The following is a 19,322-nucleotide window of genomic DNA, read 5'->3' as shown; positions in this document are numbered from 1 at the left end:
CTTAAGCAATGTCAGTAAATTTACTATTTTTGCGGTATGATAAAGTCTATGACCGGTTTCGGAAAGTCTGTAGAACAACTTCCGTCTAAAAAAATTACAATTGAATTAAAATCATTGAATAGTAAGAGTTTGGATTTGAACGCTCGAATTCCTTCTTATTATAGAGAAAAAGAATTGTCAATGCGAAAACTAATCGCAGCTTCTTTGTTGAGAGGAAAGATTGATTTTTCATTATATGTAGAAGTGACTGCGGAAGAAACCTCAACGGTTATTAACAAAGCTGTTGTGACAGAATATATGAACCAGTTGCGCCAAGTAGAACAAAGTGCAAACGACATTGAGTTGTTAAAAATGGCTGTAAGAATGCCCGATGCATTAAAAACTGAACGTGAAGAGATTGATGAAAGTGAATATGAAGTGATTCTGACTGCATTAAAACATGCAATTAAAGAATTGAACGAATACAGACTTGCCGAAGGAAAAGTGTTAGAAGAAGACTTTTTGTTAAGAATTACTAATATTTCAGACTTGTTGAATGCTGTAATCGGAATTGACGACGAGCGCATGGCTTCTGTAAAAGATAGACTTCGTAAAGCGTTGGATGATTTAAAAGAGCAAGTTGATGAAAATCGTTTTGAACAAGAATTGATTTATTATTTAGAGAAATTTGACATTACGGAAGAAAAAGTTCGTTTGGCAAATCACTTAGATTATTTTTCAAAATCATTGCATTCAAAAGATTCTAACGGAAAAAAATTAGGTTTCATTACTCAAGAAATTGGACGTGAAATTAATACTATTGGTTCAAAATCTAACTACGCACCAATGCAACAATTGGTGGTTCAGATGAAGGACGAATTGGAAAAAATAAAGGAGCAACTTTTAAACGTTCTGTAAATGAAAAGAGGTAAGTTAATTGTGTTTGCAGCGCCTTCTGGAGCAGGAAAAACTACTATTGTACATCATTTATTAGGAATTCCTGAATTGAATTTAGAATTTTCTATTTCAGCGGCTTCACGCGAAAAACGTGGAACGGAAGAAGAAGGAAAAGATTATTATTTTTTGACGGTTCCACAGTTTAAAGAGAAGATTCGAAATAAAGAATTTGTAGAATGGGAAGAAGTATATCCTGAAAATTATTACGGAACGCTAAAAACCGAAGTTGATCGTATTTGTGACGCTGGAAAGAACGTTATTTTTGATATTGATGTCGTTGGCGGATTGCGTATTAAACGAAAATTTCCAGAGGAAACATTAACTGTTTTTGTAGAGCCACCAAGTATTAATGAATTGATTAAACGCTTGAAAAACAGAAAAACTGAAAGTGAAGAAAAGATAAACATGCGTGTTTCTAAAGCCGCTGTGGAAATGGCAACAGCACCGCAATTTGATGTTATTATCATGAATGATGATTTGGATAATGCAAAAGCTGAAGCTGAAAGAATTGTAGGCGAGTTTATCGGAATTCAAAAAAAGTAATTGCATGAAATGAGCCTCCAAATCTGGTTAATATTAACTAGAACGGAGTTGGTGAATTACATCTGACCGAATTAATAAAATAAAAGTATACAGATGAAAATTGGTTTGTATTTTGGCACGTTTAATCCTATTCACGTTGGACATTTGGCAATTGCCAACCATATGGCAGAATACAGCGATTTAGACGCCATTTGGATGGTTGTAACGCCTCACAATCCATTTAAGAAGAAAAGTTCCCTGCTTGATAATCATCATCGGTATGAAATGGTGAATATTGCTACCGAAGAATATCCAAAGATTAAACCAAGTAATATTGAGTTTAAGTTACCACAACCAAATTACACCGTACATACGTTAGCGCATTTAAAAGAAAAATATCCAACACATGAGTTCTGCCTTATTATGGGCGAAGACAATTTGAAAAGTTTACACAAGTGGAAAAACTACAACGTAATTTTAGAACATTATGATGTGTATGTATATCCACGAATTTCATTAGGAACGGCAGCGCATCAGTTCGAAAATCATCCAAAAATACACAAGGTTAATGCGCCTATTATGGAGATTTCTTCTACATTTATTAGAAAAGCCATTAAAGAAAAGAAGAATATAAGACCTTTGTTACCTGAAAATGTTTGGAAATATATTGATTTGATGAATTTTTATAAGAAGTAATTATTAGTTTAACACTTTATCATAAAAGTATTCTTCACCTTTTTTCGTATCGCCCAAGACTAAAATATCTTCATTGTTTTCATCATCAATACCTTTTAATTCGTAATAATCTGAGGTATCGCCATTTTCATCTGACATTTCAAGAAACAACGAACGATCTTCACTATTTTTATCATACGTAGCAGAAATATGATATGCACATTGTTTGTATTCTTTGCCTACATAGTAATATTTACAAATACCATTTTTAGAAAATTCTATTCTATAATCAGGGTCTGTTTGCGAAACCCATGTTCCTACAATTTCCGTCTTTGGCTTTTTAAAAGAGGTAATTCCAACCAATATTAAAAGTATAAAAGAAAGTGGTAATATGATTAATGCGCGTCTGCTTCTCATGATATTCACTATTTGATACAGCAATATTATGTGATTTTAGCAGTACGGAACAAGGGGACTTTTCCCCTTTTTTGTAGGTTTTTAACTTTAAAACATAAAAAACTCCTCAAATTTGAGGAGTTTTTTGTGCTTTTTCTATTTGTCTAGTGCTGGAATTCGTAATACTTGTCCTGGATATATCAAATTAGGATCTTTTAACATTGGTTTGTTTGCTTCAAATATTGTTGGATACTTCATTGCGTTTCCATAATATTGTTTCGCAATTTTTCCAAGTGTATCACCTTTGGCAACTGTATGAAATTGTGCTTCAGGTTCTTTGTGTTCCACGTCCATTCTGTCATCAACCATTGCAATTCCTTGCGTATTTCCAACAACTAAAACTACTTTTTCTTTTGTTGCCTGATCGTGTGCTTTTCCAGATATAATAGCCATATCACCTTCTAGTGAAACTTCTAAGTTTTCTACATGCAAATCCAAATCGCTAATTGTTTCTTTAATAGATGCTTCTGCATTTGCTTTTGCAATTGCGGCAGCTTCCGCATGTGCAGCGGCTTTTTCAGCGGCAACTTCGGCAGCTTCTTCTGCTGTTGTTTTTCCGCCAAATATTTTAGCGCCAGCATCTTTGATAAATGAAAATAATCCCATAATTCTTTTTGTTTTTATTGTTATTAATTGAGGTTTTTTTATTGTGTTGTCAAAGTACGAATAATCGTGCGGTTTACAAAGATTCGTTACTATTTATACAACTTTACGACGTATTGCAAAAAGTATCTGTAACGTGTAAAATGAGCTGGTTTTATTCTGATTTTTTAATTATTTATGCGAAGTATCAAATCAAACATTGATGAAATTAAATTACATTTTGATAAAAATACTCAACCAACCATCAAGATTCAATTAAAACATTGATTTTGCTTAGACTTTCGACTCCATTCAAAATTTACACATAGTTGATTTTAAATATTCTACCTTTCAAGTTAACGAATTTCAAACTAAAATCACATTAATTTGATTACAATTATTTAAAGAATTATCTTATTTTTGAATAAATGTCATACTTAAAATAATAAATGATGAAAAAAACAAAACTCTTTATCATGGTTGCCCTGTTTTTAGCAATCATAATAGCCTGTGATCGCACAGATAAAAATTCTAACGGTACAAAAGATCCAGATACTACAACTGTATTGACAAATAAGAATGACTTCACATTACAGCAAGGATTATCAATTATTCTTTCCTTGTTAGATACTGAAAATAAAATAGATTCGCTTAGTATAAATTGTGAAAACTGCAAGGCGAAATTTGTAAAAAGTACGGAGTTAGGTAAATACGTTAATATGGATTTACAAAAAATTGATCGAAAAATCATTCAAAAAATACTTGAAACAGATGAGCAGAAAATTTTAATTATAGAAGGAATAAAATATGCTAAACAGGAAAAGTCAATTACATATGCTTTTCTTCCGTTTCCCAAAGATGTCCAGTCTAAACTTGGAGATAAGAATGGAATAATACTTGGTAATGGGAGTGATGAATGTGATTATTTTAGCTCTTATGGAAGCTTTGGAACCAATGAAGCATGCCTCTGTTTTTGGCTATCAAAAACCTGTAATCCAAATTTTTGTGGCGTATGTGGTTTCAATGGAAATCTTGATACTAATATCGATTTATTTAATTTTGATTTTTTCATTGAAAAATTTGACCTTATCAATCTTGAAGAACTAAATCCGCTACTGAATAAACCAATAAAGGATATACGAATAAATGAAATTAAGTAAATTTAAACCTTCCTGCGAATTAGGCACTAACCCACTTCACTTTTATGGTTGAGTGGGTTTTTTACTTATGATTATTCTACATCAAAAAATCTTTAACATCTATAAACTTTGTAACACTAGTTCGTACATATAGCATTTCCATTGTTTCGGCACTTGTTACTACTGCACTTGCCCTCTGAGAGAAAGAAGATGTGTATACAGTAATATAAGCGTTTATTACTTGTTCATCTTTAGTTTTGAAGTTTTCATGAAAAGATGTATTAATATCTGAGATTTCAATTCCTTTTTTGTCTAATAATTCTTTTACTTTTTTGCTAAGTAGTTCTTCTTTTTCTTTGATTTTTTGTCTTTCTTCTGTAGAAAGATTATTTACATAATCCATGGTTTCCATAGCTTTCTTATGTAATTTTTCAAATAATTTATCTATATCCATAAGGTTTATTTTAAAGTTAATTTGGTTACATCTATTCCGTTAGCTATACATTCAAAATAATAGTCTTCATAAAAATAATTGATACTTGCATCTATTTCTCTTTGTGTCCATCTTAATTCTCCATGTTTTTTCAACCAATTTTCTTGCTCTTCTAATACTCTTTCTAATACATATTTTTCTCTTAAATAAGATCTGATTAACTCGTCTCTTTTGGAAACCTCAATAAACTCACCTGTTTTTAGTTTCCTAGTAGCATCTCTTATATAATTTTCTTTGCCTCTTCTTAAAAAGTCTTTAAAGTGCATAGTTTCATGAAATATAAGTAAATCTGTTGCATCTCTTGGAATCCATATAGTTGGTGGAATATCATTTGGTAAGAAAGCGGCATCAAACCCTTCTTTTCTTTGTTAGAGATATTACGTTTATTTTTCCTTTTTAAACTATAAATAATTTAACCCTGAGTTTTGAACTTACACACTTTTTAGGACAGTGTCGAAAAATATTTTATGAAATCTTCTATTTTGAGAATAAAATTAATTAATTGATCATTGTTTAACTTATTCAGTTCTTTATTTCATATTATAAACATGTAGTTTGATAATAAAATCAAAACAATTTTAACTATGATTTTTACTTTAAATCTATTAATATTAAACTTCATTTATTTGTCTTTCGGATAGTCATAATAACGAGTTATGCTTTCAGGATTAACAATTTTATTGACATTGACATATTCATAGATTTCTTGGATATCACCTTTAGTTAATGAAGTATTGAACTCAATATATTTTTCTTTTAAAGCAAAAATCTCTTTTAATTCTGGAATATACTTAAACAGTAGTTTAAATTCTTTATGTATTTCTTCGAAATCTTCAGGATCCATAAAATCTTCATAAAGAAGATATTTTTCTAAATTGATACCAGGTGTGTGAAACTTAGGGTCAATCCAATTTAATAAATTTAGAATGCTAACATAGAGTATTTCTTCTTCTATTTTTTCAAAAGCTTTTTTGATATATATATCTGTTTCAGTAGATTTTCTATTTGCTTTATATGTTATCATTTCTTGTAACAGTGTTTCTATTTTTGAATTCATAAATTTTTACTTTTAATAATGTTTATATATATGACTTATCATTGCCTCTACGGAAGAAAAATCTGGATTTAAATTACCCGCAATTTGAAATTCTCGCTCTGCAATTCTTGCTCTTAATTCTATAACCTGGTTTCTTGTCATTTTTTTTACATAGCCTTCCATTGGTATTTTATCATGTGTGATTTCACTTGTTAGCTTCCTCAGTGTTGCTTCGTTTTCTTTTAACATAAGTCCAGCTAAATCATCCATCGCGTGTTGACCTTCGTGCACGATTTCTCCAAAGGCCTTATCTAGCGGAGAATCATTTCTAAGATAAATTATATTTTCTTTTTGAGAAGCTCTTACTTTCTTTAAATCTTCAATTTTTTCATATGGTTCTTTAATCGCTTTATAAAAATCATCTTCATCAAGTTTTATGATTTTTATTTTATTTTTTTTGATATGTCTAGAAACCTTTGTAGAGGTATCAGTTATATTGTGAAGTTGTTCATAAATAATTTTTTTAGGAATATCCCCTATTGTATTTTCATTTTTAATATTCCTAGCAATAAAATTATCTATTTTATGTCTAAATTTAGATAATTGATTAATTTCGCCAATAAACTTTCCCTTCTCAGCTTTAGTAATGATTTTCTTCTTAACTAACTTATCGAGTGTTTCTTTTAGCTTCTTTGATTTAGCTACGTTTCTTGCACTTGCACGTACTGATTTTATGGCATCAAAGCCTGCTTTGGCTAATTCGGCTACATCAGGTATTAAAGTTAACATTTCTACCCAAAACATAAAGCTATTCAATGCTTTTCCAAACTCAGTATCTTCAATATCAGCCATCTTGATTACAATATTCATCAAGTCAAGAGAAATTTCTACTCGTGTTTTGAATTCATCAAAAGCGCTATATATATGTACTACTTTTTTAAGTTTTCTACTTTTATTTATTTTTAAAGCATTTTTTACAAGACGATTCAGGTGTCTGAATTTTGCTAAATTCCCCACTCCAGAAACGGTTGAAATCACATCTAATCCATAATCAATAGTAAGCGCAACATTCTCCCAAAAAGCTATTTCCTCATTAGCCTTTAAAAGCATCATAGGAGAAAATTTTTGAACATTTACAGCATTTTTGTTAGAAACATCTGCCAAGAAAATAGGTTGTAGTGGATGGTATTCTGCTATCCAATCATCTTCTGCAAACTGTTCTACAATATAGCCTAATGCAGGATTTATAGTTTTTGCAATATTGTCTAGCCAACTTTCATCAGGTGTTACTACAATGTTTCCTTTTTCATTAAAACTCATGTTCATATTACTGGTGTAGAAACCAATAATTTTACTTGTTTCATAAGGAAATACAATTCGAGAAGCATAATCATTATATTGATCATTAATATATGGAGTTGTATCAGCATATAATTTATGATTCGGATTGGTATACGAACTTTGAATCCAGGCTTTGTAAATAAATAGGTTGTATGTTACAAAATCATTTCCATTGAATTTTCCATAAAGTAACTGTAAAAAACTCTCCCCATCTACCTTTCGTTTCATAAGGTTTTCAAGAATATAGTCACCTTGCTGTTTTCTAGGAACTTCTTTTTCTTCCTGCATTTTTAATAATACCTCTAATAAATAGAGAATAATATCATATGTTCTTTGCAGTATTATTTCACCTGACCCAATAGTTAGCGTTTGTGCAAGTTTCTGGAAATGAGTTCCATTTTTTTCTGTAAGTTTTAAATTTCCTTGGACTTCAAAAATATTACCAATTGCTTCCCATATGATAGTTGCCTCAAATCCTTGACTAGCAACTCCGTATTCTTTATACAAATCCTGATCTTTAATGTAAAAATCACCAGGAATGTATTGCAAATATGTTAATAGTTTTCCAGGGTCATGAGTAGATCTTTTAATTAGATGTCTAGCTCTGTTAGCATAATCTCTAAAAAAGTTAACTCTTCTTAAACTACTTCCAGTGTTATCTTCCTTATCTTTCCAAATTTGTAAAGGGCTAATGCCATTGGAGAAATAAACAGCCATCATGTATACGAGAAAAGCTTCATTACTATTAAATTCTAGCTTTATTGCTTCTGTATTCCCGAGAAATTGGGCATCAATAGAACTTTCATCTAGAGTAGGCTTGTATTCATAAATTAACGTAATTTTATTAGAAGAAATTCCTTTGATTTTTGGATAAACATATATTTTATTATTGATTGGATTTAGCGTTAATTTTACATTGTAACTTGGGCGCTCTTCTCCATCATGTAATCCTATAGGGTTCAACTTTGCATCTGTTACTCTACGCAACATTGATATCATATTCATGCTAATCAATCGGTCATCGTGTTGAATTTCGTAAATACCGTTACTTAGTCCATTTAAATCTTTTGGGTTATAATTAATAGATTTAAGACCTTGAATAGAAATGGTTGGATGTTCTATAAAGAGAGTAAATAATTTTTTTTCAAATACATCATAATACAGAATATCATTTAATAATATCTCAGTCAAAGAAGAAACATTTAGCTCATCAAAGAAAACATAGTCGCTTTCTTGTCTTCCAGGTCTTTTAAAGTCGTGAAGACTTATATACTTAATTATTTCATCTTCAACTCTTTTAAAATAAAAAGAGATGATTCCCTCATCATTTATGGTGGCATATAGATCATAGGAGGTTATAATCATTTGATATCTATCGCTATATGACCTATATGCAGGAAGTGAGTTAAAACGCATTGTTTTAACTTTACCTGATAAAAAGTCTTGTTCAGAGTCGATATAATCTTCATCTAAAATTGTTAGATGATACCAATATTGATGACTGCTTTCTGCTTCTTTCTTTCTGGGATTTAAATAATCGATTAATATATTTATATCGCTCATAATTTATTGTTTGAATATTTGTAAATAGCTCAGATAATAAATTGAGAAGCTGTATAAATATAGGTTGGATTTAGTGAATAAATAACGGTGACTTTCATTACAGGAACTTCAATTTCAATATCTGAAATTTGTTCTTTGTGCCTGTAAATTCATAGTAATCACAGCGAGCGTTAGAGAGTGCAAATACGCACTTTTTTGTCAAATAACACTTGTGTTATCCGAGTAGCTCCAGTAGTTGCAGTAAAAGGTTTTTTGAAGCCTCAAATTCAATTAGATATCTTTAATAGTAGGATGTAAAAGATTTAGATATTGAAAAATGAACGCTTATTATTTTGTATATTTAAAAGAATAATTTAATATGAATCCTTAAAATTTCAATCATGAAAAAACGTAGCATAGAAGAAATCAAAAACGAAGAAAGTATTCAAGTCGTTCATCAAACAAAATTGATAAAAGGTGGAAGTATGGCCGGAATGACTTCTGAAACAGAAGTTGTAGAATAGATTTTTAAGAATCGTATTTCAAAAGTATAGAAAGTTGTTAGGTAGTTACTTGACAACTTTTTTCATTTTCATCTTTCCTTTTAACATATTGCTATTAAGCTTCTTTTGAAAAGGTTTTACACCTTCATGCTCAGGATGATGTTTTATTTCAGGATTTGCACATTTTTCACACATAATACTAATAATTAATTTTCAGTTGTTGGTGTCGTTTCTTGTTCGTCTTCTTCTTGTTGTTCTGTTTCTTTCAAAACATACGCAAACACAAATCCACCAATCTCTTTTACAGGTTCATACAAAATAGAATCATCAATTTTTTCCTTTGCAACAAACTCCATCGTGTTATTTGTTCTATCAAAGAAAACCAATACAGCACCTAACATTACGGCAACTTTCAATCCGCCAAAAACACCACCAAGTAACTTATTCAAAATACCTAACGATGCAAAATCGGCAATCTTTGTCAACAGCTTTCCAAACAGTGTAATTGCTACTAAAATTACCACAAACGTAATTGCAAATGCGGCTAAATTGATATATTTTTCATTCCAAGTTTCAAACTGATCACTCAAAAAATCACCTGCATAATACGAAAAGTGAATTGCTCCATAAACGCCTGCAATCAAAGCAACCAACGAAGCTACTTCTACAAAAAGTCCTTTCATGAGTCCGCGCACAAATCCAAACAAAAGAAGTCCGCCCAAAATGATGTCAATAAAGTTCATGTAAATCGAGTTTTAACAAATATAAAGTTTCTCTAAATAAAAACCTTTTTTAAATAACGAACAAATACATATCATTCGTATGAAACTAAGTACCTTTGCAACTGAAAAAGAGTAAAACAATGGCAAGAGACGAACAATTAAAGGAACGATGGAACAATGTGGTTGATAAATTAACGCATCAATTTGCAGAAGGTGATACGTTAGATTTAGATGCAATTATCTATTTAATTGGTGTTCAAGAATTGGGTCAAATACACAAAACGTTCAAAAAAGACGAAAAAGTAAACTTGATGCATATTGCTATTTGTCGCTTGTTAGAACCGTATGGTTATTACGAATTTGATTATTTTGATGATGACGGTTGGCCACATTACAAATTCAAAGAAGCTTTACCCGTATTAAAAGCTGGAGAACAAACCGTTTTAATGAAAGAAGCCATTGTCAACTATTTTTTAGAAAAGGAATACATTCAATAAACATCAAAATTTCTCGTAAGTAGCTTTTTTTTCCGCAGTATAGCGATTGTTTTCCGTTAAGAATTTTTGAAACCTTGGAAAAAATTTAGGAAAATGATTGCGGTTTTAGTTTTCGGTAGAAAAACTAAAAATACCTCTGGAAATGCTTTGCATTCATGAATACCAAAGTATAAAATAAGAATGCATGAACTAAAAATTCCCTTTCTTTTGTGAAGCCTGTACTGAACTTGATTCAGTATTCTTTGGGAAAGTAAAGAAAACGAAAATAATAAAAACTGAACACCAGTAGTTTATGTTACATTTTGCTAAATAATTAAAAAAATATTTAAAACTTACATTAGTTTATTTTAAATGATTATTAGTATGTGCTAGTTTTTCCTAAATTTGCAAGCTAAATCAAGAATATCGTCATGATAGATAAGATCAAGGAACATATTTCGGAGATCGAAAAGTTTTCGACACAAGCAAAAGAAGATATTGAAAACTTCAGAATTAAATACTTAGGTAAAAAAGGATTGTTGAATGAATTTTTTGCTGAGTTTAAGAATGTTCCGAATGAACAAAAGAAAGAATTTGGACAAACGATAAACAAACTAAAAACGGTTGCCCAAGACAAAGTAAATGCCTTAAAAGAAGTATTGGAAAACAATGCGGAAGAAAAAGGTGTATATGGCGATTTAACACGTCCGGCTGAACCGATTGAAATTGGTGCGCGTCACCCGATTTCATTAGTAAAGAATCAAATTACAGATATATTTGCACGTATAGGATTCAATGTTTCAGAAGGCCCAGAAATTGAAGACGATTGGCACAACTTTACAGCCTTGAACCTTCCTGAATATCATCCAGCACGCGATATGCAGGATACGTTTTTCATTCAAACAAATCCAGATATATTATTACGAACGCACACAAGCTCAGTGCAAGTTCGATACATGGAAAACAACCAACCGCCAATTCGTACAATATCTCCAGGAAGAGTATATCGTAATGAAGCGATTTCGGCACGTTCTCACTGCTTTTTTCATCAAATTGAAGGATTGTATATTGACAAAGAAGTAAGTTTTGCAGACTTAAAGCAAACACTACAATATTTCACAAAAGAAATGTTCGGAAAATCTAAAATTAGATTGCGTCCGTCGTATTTTCCGTTTACAGAACCAAGCGCAGAAATTGATGTGTATTGGGGATTGGAAACAGAAACCGATTACAAAATCACCAAAGGAACGGGTTGGCTGGAAATTGGTGGTTGCGGAATGGTAGATCCGAATGTGTTGACAAATTGCGGAATTGACCCAACAGAATATTCAGGATTTGCATTTGGTGTCGGAATTGATCGTATTGCAATGTTACTACACCAAATTTCAGACATTCGTTTGTTAAGCGAAAATGATGTGCGTTTCTTATCGCAATTCAAATCTGCTTTATAACAATATAACGTCATTACAAGGAGTTTGCGACGAAGTAATCTGCTATCATAAAACAGATTGCCACAACTTTTATCAAAGTCTCGCAATGACGGAGTTTAAGAACTTTATCAGTAATTAAATATGAAAAAAGATATTGAAATTCCAAAGGTAGAAGGCGTGTATATGGCTATTGTACAAGAGTACAACGAAATCTACAAAACTGAAGATTGGAATGCCTATATCATCAATGAAAAAGATGTTGATTTAGACATGATATTGATTGTTACTCGTGGATATGATGCGGAAAGAGAAACTTCCGTAATGCGTCATAAATTGGACAAATTACCTGCAAAATCATACGCAAAAGCAGAATGGTTGCAAGAAGATGTTTTTGCATTAAACAATGAATTCAGCGTTACTTTTTTTGAAGATGGAAAAATGTACGATAAAAAGTACCTTTTTAGAAAAAATACCATCAATAAAAATGCATTTCAACCAATTCCATTAATGAACACCAAAGGAATTTTAGTAAAGTAATTTAGAGACGCTTGGCTTTGGTATCGCTTTGCTCTTAGTATTTTAGTAGGTTAGTTTTTTGTAAGTAGTAATCTTTCAATCTAGATTTCAACATACTTGTCATTGATACATTTTCAAATCATCAAATTGACACATTAAAATCAATCCAACTTATCCGTTAATTTATTAAATACTTTTTTCGGATCTTTATTCTGATATAAAATCGCGTAAACTGCATCAATAATTGGCATGTTTGTTTTTTTATCATTCTTCTGATTCAACAAATACGCACTATTGGTAGCATAATAACCTTCAGCAACCATATTCATCTCCATTTGTGCAGATTTTACCGTGTAGCCTTTTCCAACCATATTACCGAACATTCGATTTCTAGAAAAAACAGAATATCCAGTTACCAATAAATCGCCCAAATAAGCAGAATTATTAATGTTACGTTTCATCTTATGTACTTTTTTAATGAAGCGTTTCATTTCGCGAATAGCATTACTCATCAACACACTTTGGAAATTATCGCCATAACCCAATCCGTGTGCAATTCCGGCAGCAATAGCATAAATATTTTTCAACATTACAGCATATTCCGTACCTATAACATCATCACTAATTTTTGTTTTGATATAACTACTTGATAATTGATTGGCAATAGCTTGTGCTTTTGCTTCATCTGCACACGAAATTGTTAAATATGATAACCGTTCCAAAGCCACTTCCTCTGCATGACATGGTCCGGCAATGACTGCAATATTTTCAAATGGAATTTTATACTCATCATGAAGATGTTCGCCAACCAACAATCCAGTTTCTGGAATAATTCCTTTTACAGCAGAAACCACCGTTTTTTCTGAAATATCTACTGTAAGTTTTTGCAATTCTCCATAAATAAAAGCAGATGGAATTACAAAAATTAAAACGTCTGCATAATTGGCAATTTCATTAATATCATTGCTAAGTTTTAGCTTATCAATATTAAACTCAACCGAACTCAAATAACTAGGATTGTGCTGTTCTTTTAGCAAATGCTCTTTTGTATAAACGCTTCGCATGTACCAACCAACTTCATCTAGATTTTCACACAACATTTTTACAATTGCGGTTGCCCAACTTCCAGCACCAAAAACAGCATATTTTAATTCTTTGTCCATAAAATAAATATTCTATAAATCAAAAATACGTAAAATATTACTCTTAGCGTATGTCTGAAAATCAGGAGCTTACTATTTTGGCACATGTTTTGAAAGTAGTTTTATATCAACATTAAAACGATTGGCTTATGAAGACGCTAAAACTACTCTTATCGATTACACTATTTAGTACACTACTTAGTTCATGTTATACTGAAGTATTAGTAGAAGATTCTATCATAGACGAACCAGGCATTAGTTTGGCTCAACTGTTAGATTCATACGAACTTTGGTATGTAAACATTAATGAAACTACAGGAAATGGAGAAGTTCCTTTTTTAGAACGTGCATTTACAGTTTCATTCAGAAATGGAATATTTTATGCAAATAACAACATCTCAGGAATTGGAAACAACGGAAATGGTTACGGAATTGATGTTGGTGCGTACGGAACAGATTTTACTTATGTAGATATTGATCACGATATTGATGGCTATTATCCATTACGTGTAGATCAATTAGGAACTAATAGAATTCGCTTGGTTGATACGTCAACAAATACGAGTTATTACCTAACAGGTTACCAACGTTCAAATTTTGATTACGATTTCGTATTCTATGATAACATTCATTACTTCTTACAAGAATTTACAGCTTGGAAAAAAGTATTTACCAGTCAGGCTGGAATGTTAAATGCTTTTGATGAAGAAAATTTCTTAACGTTTTTAGCAGGTGGAAATGATGACACATTCCTATCGTCTAGAGATACGGTTGATACACCAATTGCAAACTTAGTGTATGACTACGAAGGAATTTATACCATATACGACGTACAAGACGATCCGTATTTAAAAGTTTTAACATTAGATTATGATTACCTAGACAATGAATATTTTGAATTGAGCGTTATAGATGACGGAACCATACAATTGTTTCACCCAGATTCTGGAACAACCTATGAATTTGAAGGAAGAGTATACATTCAGTATTTACGTCCATCTACAGATGGAAGCTCAACAAAGTTGAAGCAAACAGACAAAAAACGTAAAAGAATAAAAAATAAAGTGTTCAATAAGGACGACTTTAAAAAGTAATAAAATACAAAGACTTTGGTTGGTTATTTAGTTTAGAAACAGTTTTTACATTCGTGTAGAAACTGTTTCTTTTTTAATGAAACTTACTATTGTGAAGTCCAAAGGATGAACATAATAGTGCTAGTTGAATTAATTTTGATGTAGAATAATCATAAGTAAAAAACCCACTCAACCATAACAAGTGAAGTGGGTTTTTATATGTCTGTATATTATTCTTAATGAACCGTATCTTCTACGTTAGCTTTAATCCATTTTAAACATTTTTCAAACGATTTGAAACAATCTTCTTCCGGAATTAAATCTGGAATAATGTCAATACGTTCCATCATGTATTTTGGCTGTTTCGGAATGTTCACAAATAATACTTTGCGTCCATCACTTTTTAAATCGATCAAAATATCTTCCAAAGCATACAATCCTGATTGATCAATATATTGCATTCTTCCCATACGAATAATCACGGTACGAGCAGTTTCTGGCAATTGTTTGGCTAACGCCTGAATTTCACTTGTAGATCCAAAAAATAATGGTCCTTTTATGTGTTTGATAAAGACTTCTTCTTTTAAATTTTCAGGGAAATCAATTTCATCATCCCAAACTTCTTCCCGCAAGCTTTTAATGTCTGAACCTCTTGCGGTAATATCTCCAATTTTTTTCATAAACATTAAAGAAGCAATTACCAATCCAATTCCTACGGCATAGATTAAATCCCAGAAAGTAGAAAGTCCAAGAACAATCAACATTATCAATACTTCCGAACTTAATTTTAAAGGTCCTAATTTGATATCTTTTGGCAAACTTGGAATCGCTTTCAAGCCTTTATAATCCATTACACCAATACCAACGGTAATTAAAATTCCTGCTAATACTGCGGCTGGAATTTGTGATGCAACTGGCCCTAATGCTAATAAAATAATTAATAACAAAACACCTGCAATCATTCCTGAAAGCTTTGTTTTTCCTCCAGAATTTATATTTACCACAGTTCTAATTGTTGCACCTGCACCTGGAATTCCTCCAAATATAGCGGCAATAGAGTTTCCAATTCCTTGTCCTATTAATTCTTTATTCGGTTTGTGTTTTGTTTTGGTCATATTATCCGCCACAACACTTGTTAACAAAGAATCAATTGCGCCTAAAAGAGCTAAAGTTAACGCAGTAAATATGTATGGTGTAATGCTTCCGAGACTAAAACTTGTAAAGATTTCCATATTTGGTAAAGGAAAATCGCCAGTAATTTTTTCGATGGATCGATAATCTAACCCGAAACCAAACGCTATTCCCGACATGACGACGAGTGCCACCAGCGTACTTGGGACGATTTTTGTAATCCGTTTAAAACCGTAAATGATAAAAATGGTTCCTAAAGCAAGTAATACTTCCAACCAATTGATATTTTTAAGCGCACGTGGCAATACTTTTAAAGCGCCTATAACGCCTGAAGCATTGTTTTTAGCTAGTGTTTTTGATTCTTTTAAAATATCATCCTGGGAGATTTGCTTTGCTCTTTCAATGGTTTCTTTGAAATCTTCCAATACAAGAATTCCTTTGTTTTGCTCGTCTCGTAAAATTCCTTCTAGTATAACTTCTTCCGCTTGTGGTTTAAATTTATTCACATAATCCATATCTTCTTTTGGGTAATATCCGATAGAAGGTAGAATTTGCGTAATTAATATGATGACACCAATAGCCGTCATAAAGCCTGAAACCACGGGATACGGAATGTATTTTATGTATTTTCCCAAACCTAATGCTCCCAAACCAACTTGGAATAATCCTGCTAAGAGGAAAACGGTTAAAATTGCTGGAAGTGCTTTTTCAATGTCACCTTCGTTTGTGGCAACAATTCCTGCAATAACAACCATACTTACAGCGGTCATTGGCGCAGTTGGACCCGAAATTTGTGTATTGGTTCCGCCAAATAAAGCGGCAAAGAATCCAATAAAAATAGCACCATATAATCCAGCACTTGGACCTAATCCTGAAGAAACTCCAAACGCTAAAGCTAACGGTAAAGCAACAATTCCGGCAGTAATTCCTCCAAAAGCATCGCCTTTGAGATTAGAAAATAAATTTTTCATGTGTTAGTTTCAGTTGTTACACACTTGATATTTTAAGTATGTATTTTTTTTAATGGGATATTTATAATGCTAAAAAGTTAGCACATTTTTTTTTATAATTCATTGACATCTTCGGCAATAATCCAACCAATTTTTCCATCAATCAAACGTATTTTTTTCCAATCGCCTACCGTATCAAGCACTTGTACTTTTGTTCCTTCATGTAGTGTAAATACAGCGTCACTGCGTAAATTTGGTTCTGCTTTTACTGTAGTTTCTGTTGCAAATATTATAGCTGGACGATCTTGTTGTGCTTTTTCATATTGTTGATACGCAACGGCAACAGTTCCAAACATAAAAATCAATGTAATAAAACTGATTAGGAAATAGATTCGCTTTTGCAAACTTCGATATGCAAATTGATATAATAAAAAAGAAAGTACACAAAGAAACCCAAATAGTACCGCAATCCAAGCCCATTGATCGTATGAAAATTTTTCGGTAATGTTTCCAACGAATTTTGAGAGCTGTGTTTTTGGTAATGGTTCAATGGCATCAATCGTCATATTTCTAGCAAAACTCAAATTATTTAGAATATCGTCATCATTCGGCGAAAGCTGTAATGCTTTTTCAAAATAGTAAATACTTGGACCAATTACGTTGGTTTTGTAGTATGCATTTGCCAAATTGTAATAAACCTCAGCAGAATATTCACCTGAATCTAAAATCGATTTGTATTGTGTAATGGCTTCCTCATAATTTCCTTTGTTATACGCTTCGTTTGCCGAATTGAATACCGCAGAATTTTCTTGTCCAAATGCTAGTGTTAAACTAGAAATGAACACGAGAAGTATGTATGTTAGCTTGGTTTTCATCTCTTTCTAGTTACTTTATTTGTTTATCAATTTGCGAAATTGTTAATACTGCTTTTTCGTAATCTTTGTTAATGGTTACGTTAGAAGCTGGTGTGTATCGTGCAAATTCACAACTTTCTAAAAGCGTGATAAAATCGCCAATTGTTTCTTCTTTCACACTACGTTGTGTAAGTAATTGATTTATTTTTTCTTTACTAAATTCAGAAGTTTCTATGCTGAGTTTGGCACGTAAATAGTTATGCAATGCACGTTCTAGTACTTCATAAAATGCTTCTTTTTCGCCCAAACGTTTTTTAGCTTCTGATAGATATTTCTTTGCCAAACGATTTGCCGTTCGTGTTTTGTTTCCTTGAATATCATTGTCAAACGCTCTCTTCTTTCTTCGCACTAATAATATGATTGGAATGAATAGAAAAGGTCCAAAAAGCAATCCGTAGAATAAGTTCGATTTAAAGAAATCGGTTGCTTTGCCAGAAACTAATTTTGTATTTGTTTTCAAGAATCGGAATCGTGCACCATTTGACGTAACTAACTGTTTCTGTGTTGTATTTTGAGTTGTATCAGTTGAAGCTGTAGCTGTATTTACAGGACCTCCAATTACATCAATGACAATTTCGTCAGAGTTGAGTGTCTTGTACTTTTTTGCTTTCGGATCAAAATATGAGAAGGAAATACTCGGAATTGGATATTTTCCTTTGTATTGTGGTACAACCGTGTAACTATCGGAAATTCTACCTTGCATTCCGCTAATTCGTGTAGAAACTTTTTCAGTAAATTCAGGATCATATACTTCTAACGAACTCGGCAAGTTTAGTTTTGGCAATTCAAATAGTTTTAAATTCCCTTTTCCAGAAACTTCTACTGTTGCTTGCAATGATTCGGTAGCGTTTAATGACGTTTTACTTGTCGTTACTGCAAAATCAAAATCACCAACTGCGCCACCAAAATCTGCTGGTTTTCCTGCTTCTGGTAATGCTTGTACATTTACTGTTCGGCGTGAGGATGAAACTGTTTTATGCACTGTTTCATATTGTCTTCCAAATACCGATCTTCTTTTGGTTGGTACAGAAACTTGCACATCAATAGAGAAGGGTTCAATAACTTGTTTTCCTGTTTTTTGTGGATATAATACAAATCGCTTTAATATTACATATGAATATTGTTCGCCTTTATACGTTCCTCTTTCTGCTTTGATTCGTGTTTCAATATTTTGACTCCAAAAGTTGTTGAATGTTGGTTTTCCAAGTTCTCTGTAATCACTTACGTTGATACCTGGTTTTACGTATAATTTATACGAAACCGTTACAGGTTCGTTTAGGTAAGGTTTACTGTTAGATATTTCTGTGACCAAGTGCAATCCTTCAGAAATTACATAGTCCGAATTGTTTCCATCTTTATCTTTGGCAACTGCTTTTGTAACTTGAATTACTACTGGTTGCGTTTTATAAATTTGCCCATCAATTTCTATTTTTGCTTGTTTGATGGTAAATTTTCCTTCGTCAGTTGGTTGTAAAAAATATGTGTATGTTTTTGAAAATGATTTCTGCCCATTGTTCCAAACATGATTCATAGATTGTATGGGGCCAGCAGTAATACGAAATCCATTGAATTTTGGTGCCGTAAAGTTGTCACCATCTTGATCCATTTCAAAGTCTACACGTAAGCGCTCGTTAACGCCTAGCTTCTTTTTACTCACTTTGGTTTCAAACGTAACCTGAGCCGACAAGAAACTTGCGAATAGCAAGTATATGAATGTAACTATGTATGTTTTTGTTTTCATGT

The 19,322-nt window shown here is 31.9% G+C and carries 20 protein-coding genes; 9 read left to right on the top strand and 11 right to left on the bottom strand.

The genetic code is table 11. From position 1 onward, the window contains the following. Positions 1–36 precede the first annotated feature (36 nt). The 3 genes from ACQ654_RS15210 (at position 37) to nadD (ending at position 2,154) form a co-directional block, all read left to right on the top strand. Positions 37–897 carry a YicC/YloC family endoribonuclease gene (locus ACQ654_RS15210; protein ID WP_430411196.1) on the top strand — a complete coding sequence of 287 codons (861 nt, stop codon included), beginning with the start codon at positions 37–39 and terminating at the stop codon, positions 895–897. After that, the gene (gmk, locus tag ACQ654_RS15205) at positions 898–1,479 is read left to right on the top strand and encodes a guanylate kinase (protein ID WP_430411195.1); all 582 of its coding nucleotides are present in this window, start codon (positions 898–900) and stop codon (positions 1,477–1,479) included. 93 nt (positions 1,480–1,572) lie between these two features. Then, on the top strand, positions 1,573–2,154 hold the full coding sequence (gene nadD, locus ACQ654_RS15200; RefSeq protein ID WP_430411194.1) for a nicotinate (nicotinamide) nucleotide adenylyltransferase: 582 nt from the start codon (positions 1,573–1,575) through the stop codon (positions 2,152–2,154). 3 nt (positions 2,155–2,157) lie between these two features. Here the strand turns inward: nadD and ACQ654_RS15195 are convergent, their stop codons facing one another. Both ACQ654_RS15195 and lysM read right to left on the bottom strand, forming a co-directional pair. Beyond that, positions 2,158–2,550, bottom strand: coding sequence for a hypothetical protein (locus tag ACQ654_RS15195; RefSeq protein ID WP_430411193.1), 393 nt, complete (start codon positions 2,548–2,550; stop codon positions 2,158–2,160). Positions 2,551–2,685: 135 nt separating this feature from the next. Continuing rightward, complete coding sequence (gene lysM / locus ACQ654_RS15190; protein WP_430411192.1) at positions 2,686–3,195, bottom strand: peptidoglycan-binding protein LysM; 510 nt, start codon at positions 3,193–3,195, stop codon at positions 2,686–2,688. A gap of 428 nt (positions 3,196–3,623) precedes the next feature. On the opposite strand from lysM, the gene ACQ654_RS15185 reads away from it, so the two are divergent. Continuing rightward, complete coding sequence (locus ACQ654_RS15185) at positions 3,624–4,331, top strand: hypothetical protein (RefSeq protein WP_430411191.1); 708 nt, start codon at positions 3,624–3,626, stop codon at positions 4,329–4,331. Between the two features lie 76 nt (positions 4,332–4,407). Here the strand turns inward: ACQ654_RS15185 and ACQ654_RS15180 are convergent, their stop codons facing one another. From ACQ654_RS15180 to ACQ654_RS15165, 4 genes are all read right to left on the bottom strand, one after another. Continuing rightward, positions 4,408–4,764, bottom strand: a complete 357-nt coding sequence (locus ACQ654_RS15180; protein ID WP_430411190.1) for a hypothetical protein — start codon at positions 4,762–4,764, stop codon at positions 4,408–4,410. 5 nt (positions 4,765–4,769) lie between these two features. Then, on the bottom strand, positions 4,770–5,069 hold the full coding sequence (locus tag ACQ654_RS15175; RefSeq protein WP_430411189.1) for a hypothetical protein: 300 nt from the start codon (positions 5,067–5,069) through the stop codon (positions 4,770–4,772). A 356-nt stretch (positions 5,070–5,425) separates the two neighbouring features. Further along, entirely contained in the window at positions 5,426–5,860 is a 435-nt protein-coding gene (locus tag ACQ654_RS15170; protein WP_430411188.1) for a hypothetical protein, read from the bottom strand. Positions 5,861–5,872: 12 nt separating this feature from the next. After that, entirely contained in the window at positions 5,873–8,743 is a 2,871-nt protein-coding gene (locus tag ACQ654_RS15165) for a hypothetical protein (RefSeq protein WP_430411187.1), read from the bottom strand. Between the two features lie 380 nt (positions 8,744–9,123). On the opposite strand from ACQ654_RS15165, the gene ACQ654_RS15160 reads away from it, so the two are divergent. Then, positions 9,124–9,246 carry a hypothetical protein gene (locus tag ACQ654_RS15160; protein ID WP_430411186.1) on the top strand — a complete coding sequence of 41 codons (123 nt, stop codon included), beginning with the start codon at positions 9,124–9,126 and terminating at the stop codon, positions 9,244–9,246. A gap of 185 nt (positions 9,247–9,431) precedes the next feature. Here ACQ654_RS15160 and ACQ654_RS15155 read toward each other — a convergent pair whose 3' ends face one another. Next, a complete protein-coding gene (locus ACQ654_RS15155) occupies positions 9,432–9,968 on the bottom strand; it encodes a CvpA family protein (protein WP_430411185.1) in 537 nt (178 codons plus the stop codon). Between the two features lie 119 nt (positions 9,969–10,087). Here ACQ654_RS15155 and ACQ654_RS15150 point away from each other — a divergent pair, with 119 nt between their 5' ends. From ACQ654_RS15150 to ACQ654_RS15140, 3 genes are all read left to right on the top strand, one after another. Further along, positions 10,088–10,444, top strand: a complete 357-nt coding sequence (locus tag ACQ654_RS15150; RefSeq protein WP_430411184.1) for a hypothetical protein — start codon at positions 10,088–10,090, stop codon at positions 10,442–10,444. A gap of 410 nt (positions 10,445–10,854) precedes the next feature. Beyond that, positions 10,855–11,874, top strand: a complete 1,020-nt coding sequence (gene pheS, locus ACQ654_RS15145; RefSeq protein ID WP_430411183.1) for a phenylalanine--tRNA ligase subunit alpha — start codon at positions 10,855–10,857, stop codon at positions 11,872–11,874. 120 nt (positions 11,875–11,994) lie between these two features. After that, the gene (locus tag ACQ654_RS15140; RefSeq protein ID WP_430411182.1) at positions 11,995–12,390 is read left to right on the top strand and encodes a hypothetical protein; all 396 of its coding nucleotides are present in this window, start codon (positions 11,995–11,997) and stop codon (positions 12,388–12,390) included. Between the two features lie 140 nt (positions 12,391–12,530). Here the strand turns inward: ACQ654_RS15140 and ACQ654_RS15135 are convergent, their stop codons facing one another. Next, complete coding sequence (locus ACQ654_RS15135) at positions 12,531–13,532, bottom strand: NAD(P)H-dependent glycerol-3-phosphate dehydrogenase (RefSeq protein WP_430411181.1); 1,002 nt, start codon at positions 13,530–13,532, stop codon at positions 12,531–12,533. Positions 13,533–13,660: 128 nt separating this feature from the next. On the opposite strand from ACQ654_RS15135, the gene ACQ654_RS15130 reads away from it, so the two are divergent. After that, positions 13,661–14,605, top strand: coding sequence for a nicotinic acid mononucleotide adenyltransferase (locus ACQ654_RS15130; protein WP_430411180.1), 945 nt, complete (start codon positions 13,661–13,663; stop codon positions 14,603–14,605). 215 nt (positions 14,606–14,820) lie between these two features. Here ACQ654_RS15130 and ACQ654_RS15125 read toward each other — a convergent pair whose 3' ends face one another. The 3 genes from ACQ654_RS15125 to ACQ654_RS15115 form a co-directional block, all read right to left on the bottom strand. Beyond that, the gene (locus tag ACQ654_RS15125) at positions 14,821–16,686 is read right to left on the bottom strand and encodes a SulP family inorganic anion transporter (RefSeq protein WP_430411179.1); all 1,866 of its coding nucleotides are present in this window, start codon (positions 16,684–16,686) and stop codon (positions 14,821–14,823) included. Between the two features lie 92 nt (positions 16,687–16,778). After that, positions 16,779–17,540: a tetratricopeptide repeat protein gene (locus ACQ654_RS15120; RefSeq protein ID WP_430411178.1), complete on the bottom strand. Its 762-nt coding sequence runs from the start codon at positions 17,538–17,540 to the stop codon at positions 16,779–16,781. Between the two features lie 10 nt (positions 17,541–17,550). Further along, a complete protein-coding gene (locus ACQ654_RS15115) occupies positions 17,551–19,320 on the bottom strand; it encodes a BatD family protein (protein WP_430411177.1) in 1,770 nt (589 codons plus the stop codon). Positions 19,321–19,322: the final 2 nt, after the last annotated feature.

It is taken from the genome of Kordia sp. (genome assembly GCF_965283645.1).
Classification (GTDB): domain Bacteria; phylum Bacteroidota; class Bacteroidia; order Flavobacteriales; family Flavobacteriaceae; genus Kordia.
The sequence above is the reverse complement of the archived record's forward strand: the minus strand, read 5'-3'. Positions and strand labels throughout refer to the sequence as shown.

Excerpts from the sequence above, each read along its gene's own strand:
- gmk (WP_430411195.1), top strand. The coding sequence starts at position 898 with ATGAAAAGAGGTAAGTTAATTGTGTTTGCAGCGCCTTCTGGAGCAGGA.
- ACQ654_RS15120 (WP_430411178.1), bottom strand. The coding sequence starts at position 17,540 with ATGAAAACCAAGCTAACATACATACTTCTCGTGTTCATTTCTAGTTTA.
- ACQ654_RS15155 (WP_430411185.1), bottom strand. The coding sequence starts at position 9,968 with ATGAACTTTATTGACATCATTTTGGGCGGACTTCTTTTGTTTGGATTT.
- lysM (WP_430411192.1), bottom strand. The coding sequence starts at position 3,195 with ATGGGATTATTTTCATTTATCAAAGATGCTGGCGCTAAAATATTTGGC.
- ACQ654_RS15165 (WP_430411187.1), bottom strand. The coding sequence starts at position 8,743 with ATGAGCGATATAAATATATTAATCGATTATTTAAATCCCAGAAAGAAA.
- ACQ654_RS15175 (WP_430411189.1), bottom strand. The coding sequence starts at position 5,069 with ATGCACTTTAAAGACTTTTTAAGAAGAGGCAAAGAAAATTATATAAGA.
- ACQ654_RS15135 (WP_430411181.1), bottom strand. The coding sequence starts at position 13,532 with ATGGACAAAGAATTAAAATATGCTGTTTTTGGTGCTGGAAGTTGGGCA.
- ACQ654_RS15170 (WP_430411188.1), bottom strand. The coding sequence starts at position 5,860 with ATGAATTCAAAAATAGAAACACTGTTACAAGAAATGATAACATATAAA.
- ACQ654_RS15160 (WP_430411186.1), top strand. The coding sequence starts at position 9,124 with ATGAAAAAACGTAGCATAGAAGAAATCAAAAACGAAGAAAGTATTCAA.
- nadD (WP_430411194.1), top strand. The coding sequence starts at position 1,573 with ATGAAAATTGGTTTGTATTTTGGCACGTTTAATCCTATTCACGTTGGA.
- ACQ654_RS15140 (WP_430411182.1), top strand. The coding sequence starts at position 11,995 with ATGAAAAAAGATATTGAAATTCCAAAGGTAGAAGGCGTGTATATGGCT.
- ACQ654_RS15195 (WP_430411193.1), bottom strand. The coding sequence starts at position 2,550 with ATGAGAAGCAGACGCGCATTAATCATATTACCACTTTCTTTTATACTT.
- ACQ654_RS15125 (WP_430411179.1), bottom strand. The coding sequence starts at position 16,686 with ATGAAAAATTTATTTTCTAATCTCAAAGGCGATGCTTTTGGAGGAATT.
- ACQ654_RS15180 (WP_430411190.1), bottom strand. The coding sequence starts at position 4,764 with ATGGATATAGATAAATTATTTGAAAAATTACATAAGAAAGCTATGGAA.
- pheS (WP_430411183.1), top strand. The coding sequence starts at position 10,855 with ATGATAGATAAGATCAAGGAACATATTTCGGAGATCGAAAAGTTTTCG.
- ACQ654_RS15150 (WP_430411184.1), top strand. The coding sequence starts at position 10,088 with ATGGCAAGAGACGAACAATTAAAGGAACGATGGAACAATGTGGTTGAT.
- ACQ654_RS15115 (WP_430411177.1), bottom strand. The coding sequence starts at position 19,320 with ATGAAAACAAAAACATACATAGTTACATTCATATACTTGCTATTCGCA.
- ACQ654_RS15185 (WP_430411191.1), top strand. The coding sequence starts at position 3,624 with ATGAAAAAAACAAAACTCTTTATCATGGTTGCCCTGTTTTTAGCAATC.
- ACQ654_RS15210 (WP_430411196.1), top strand. The coding sequence starts at position 37 with ATGATAAAGTCTATGACCGGTTTCGGAAAGTCTGTAGAACAACTTCCG.
- ACQ654_RS15130 (WP_430411180.1), top strand. The coding sequence starts at position 13,661 with ATGAAGACGCTAAAACTACTCTTATCGATTACACTATTTAGTACACTA.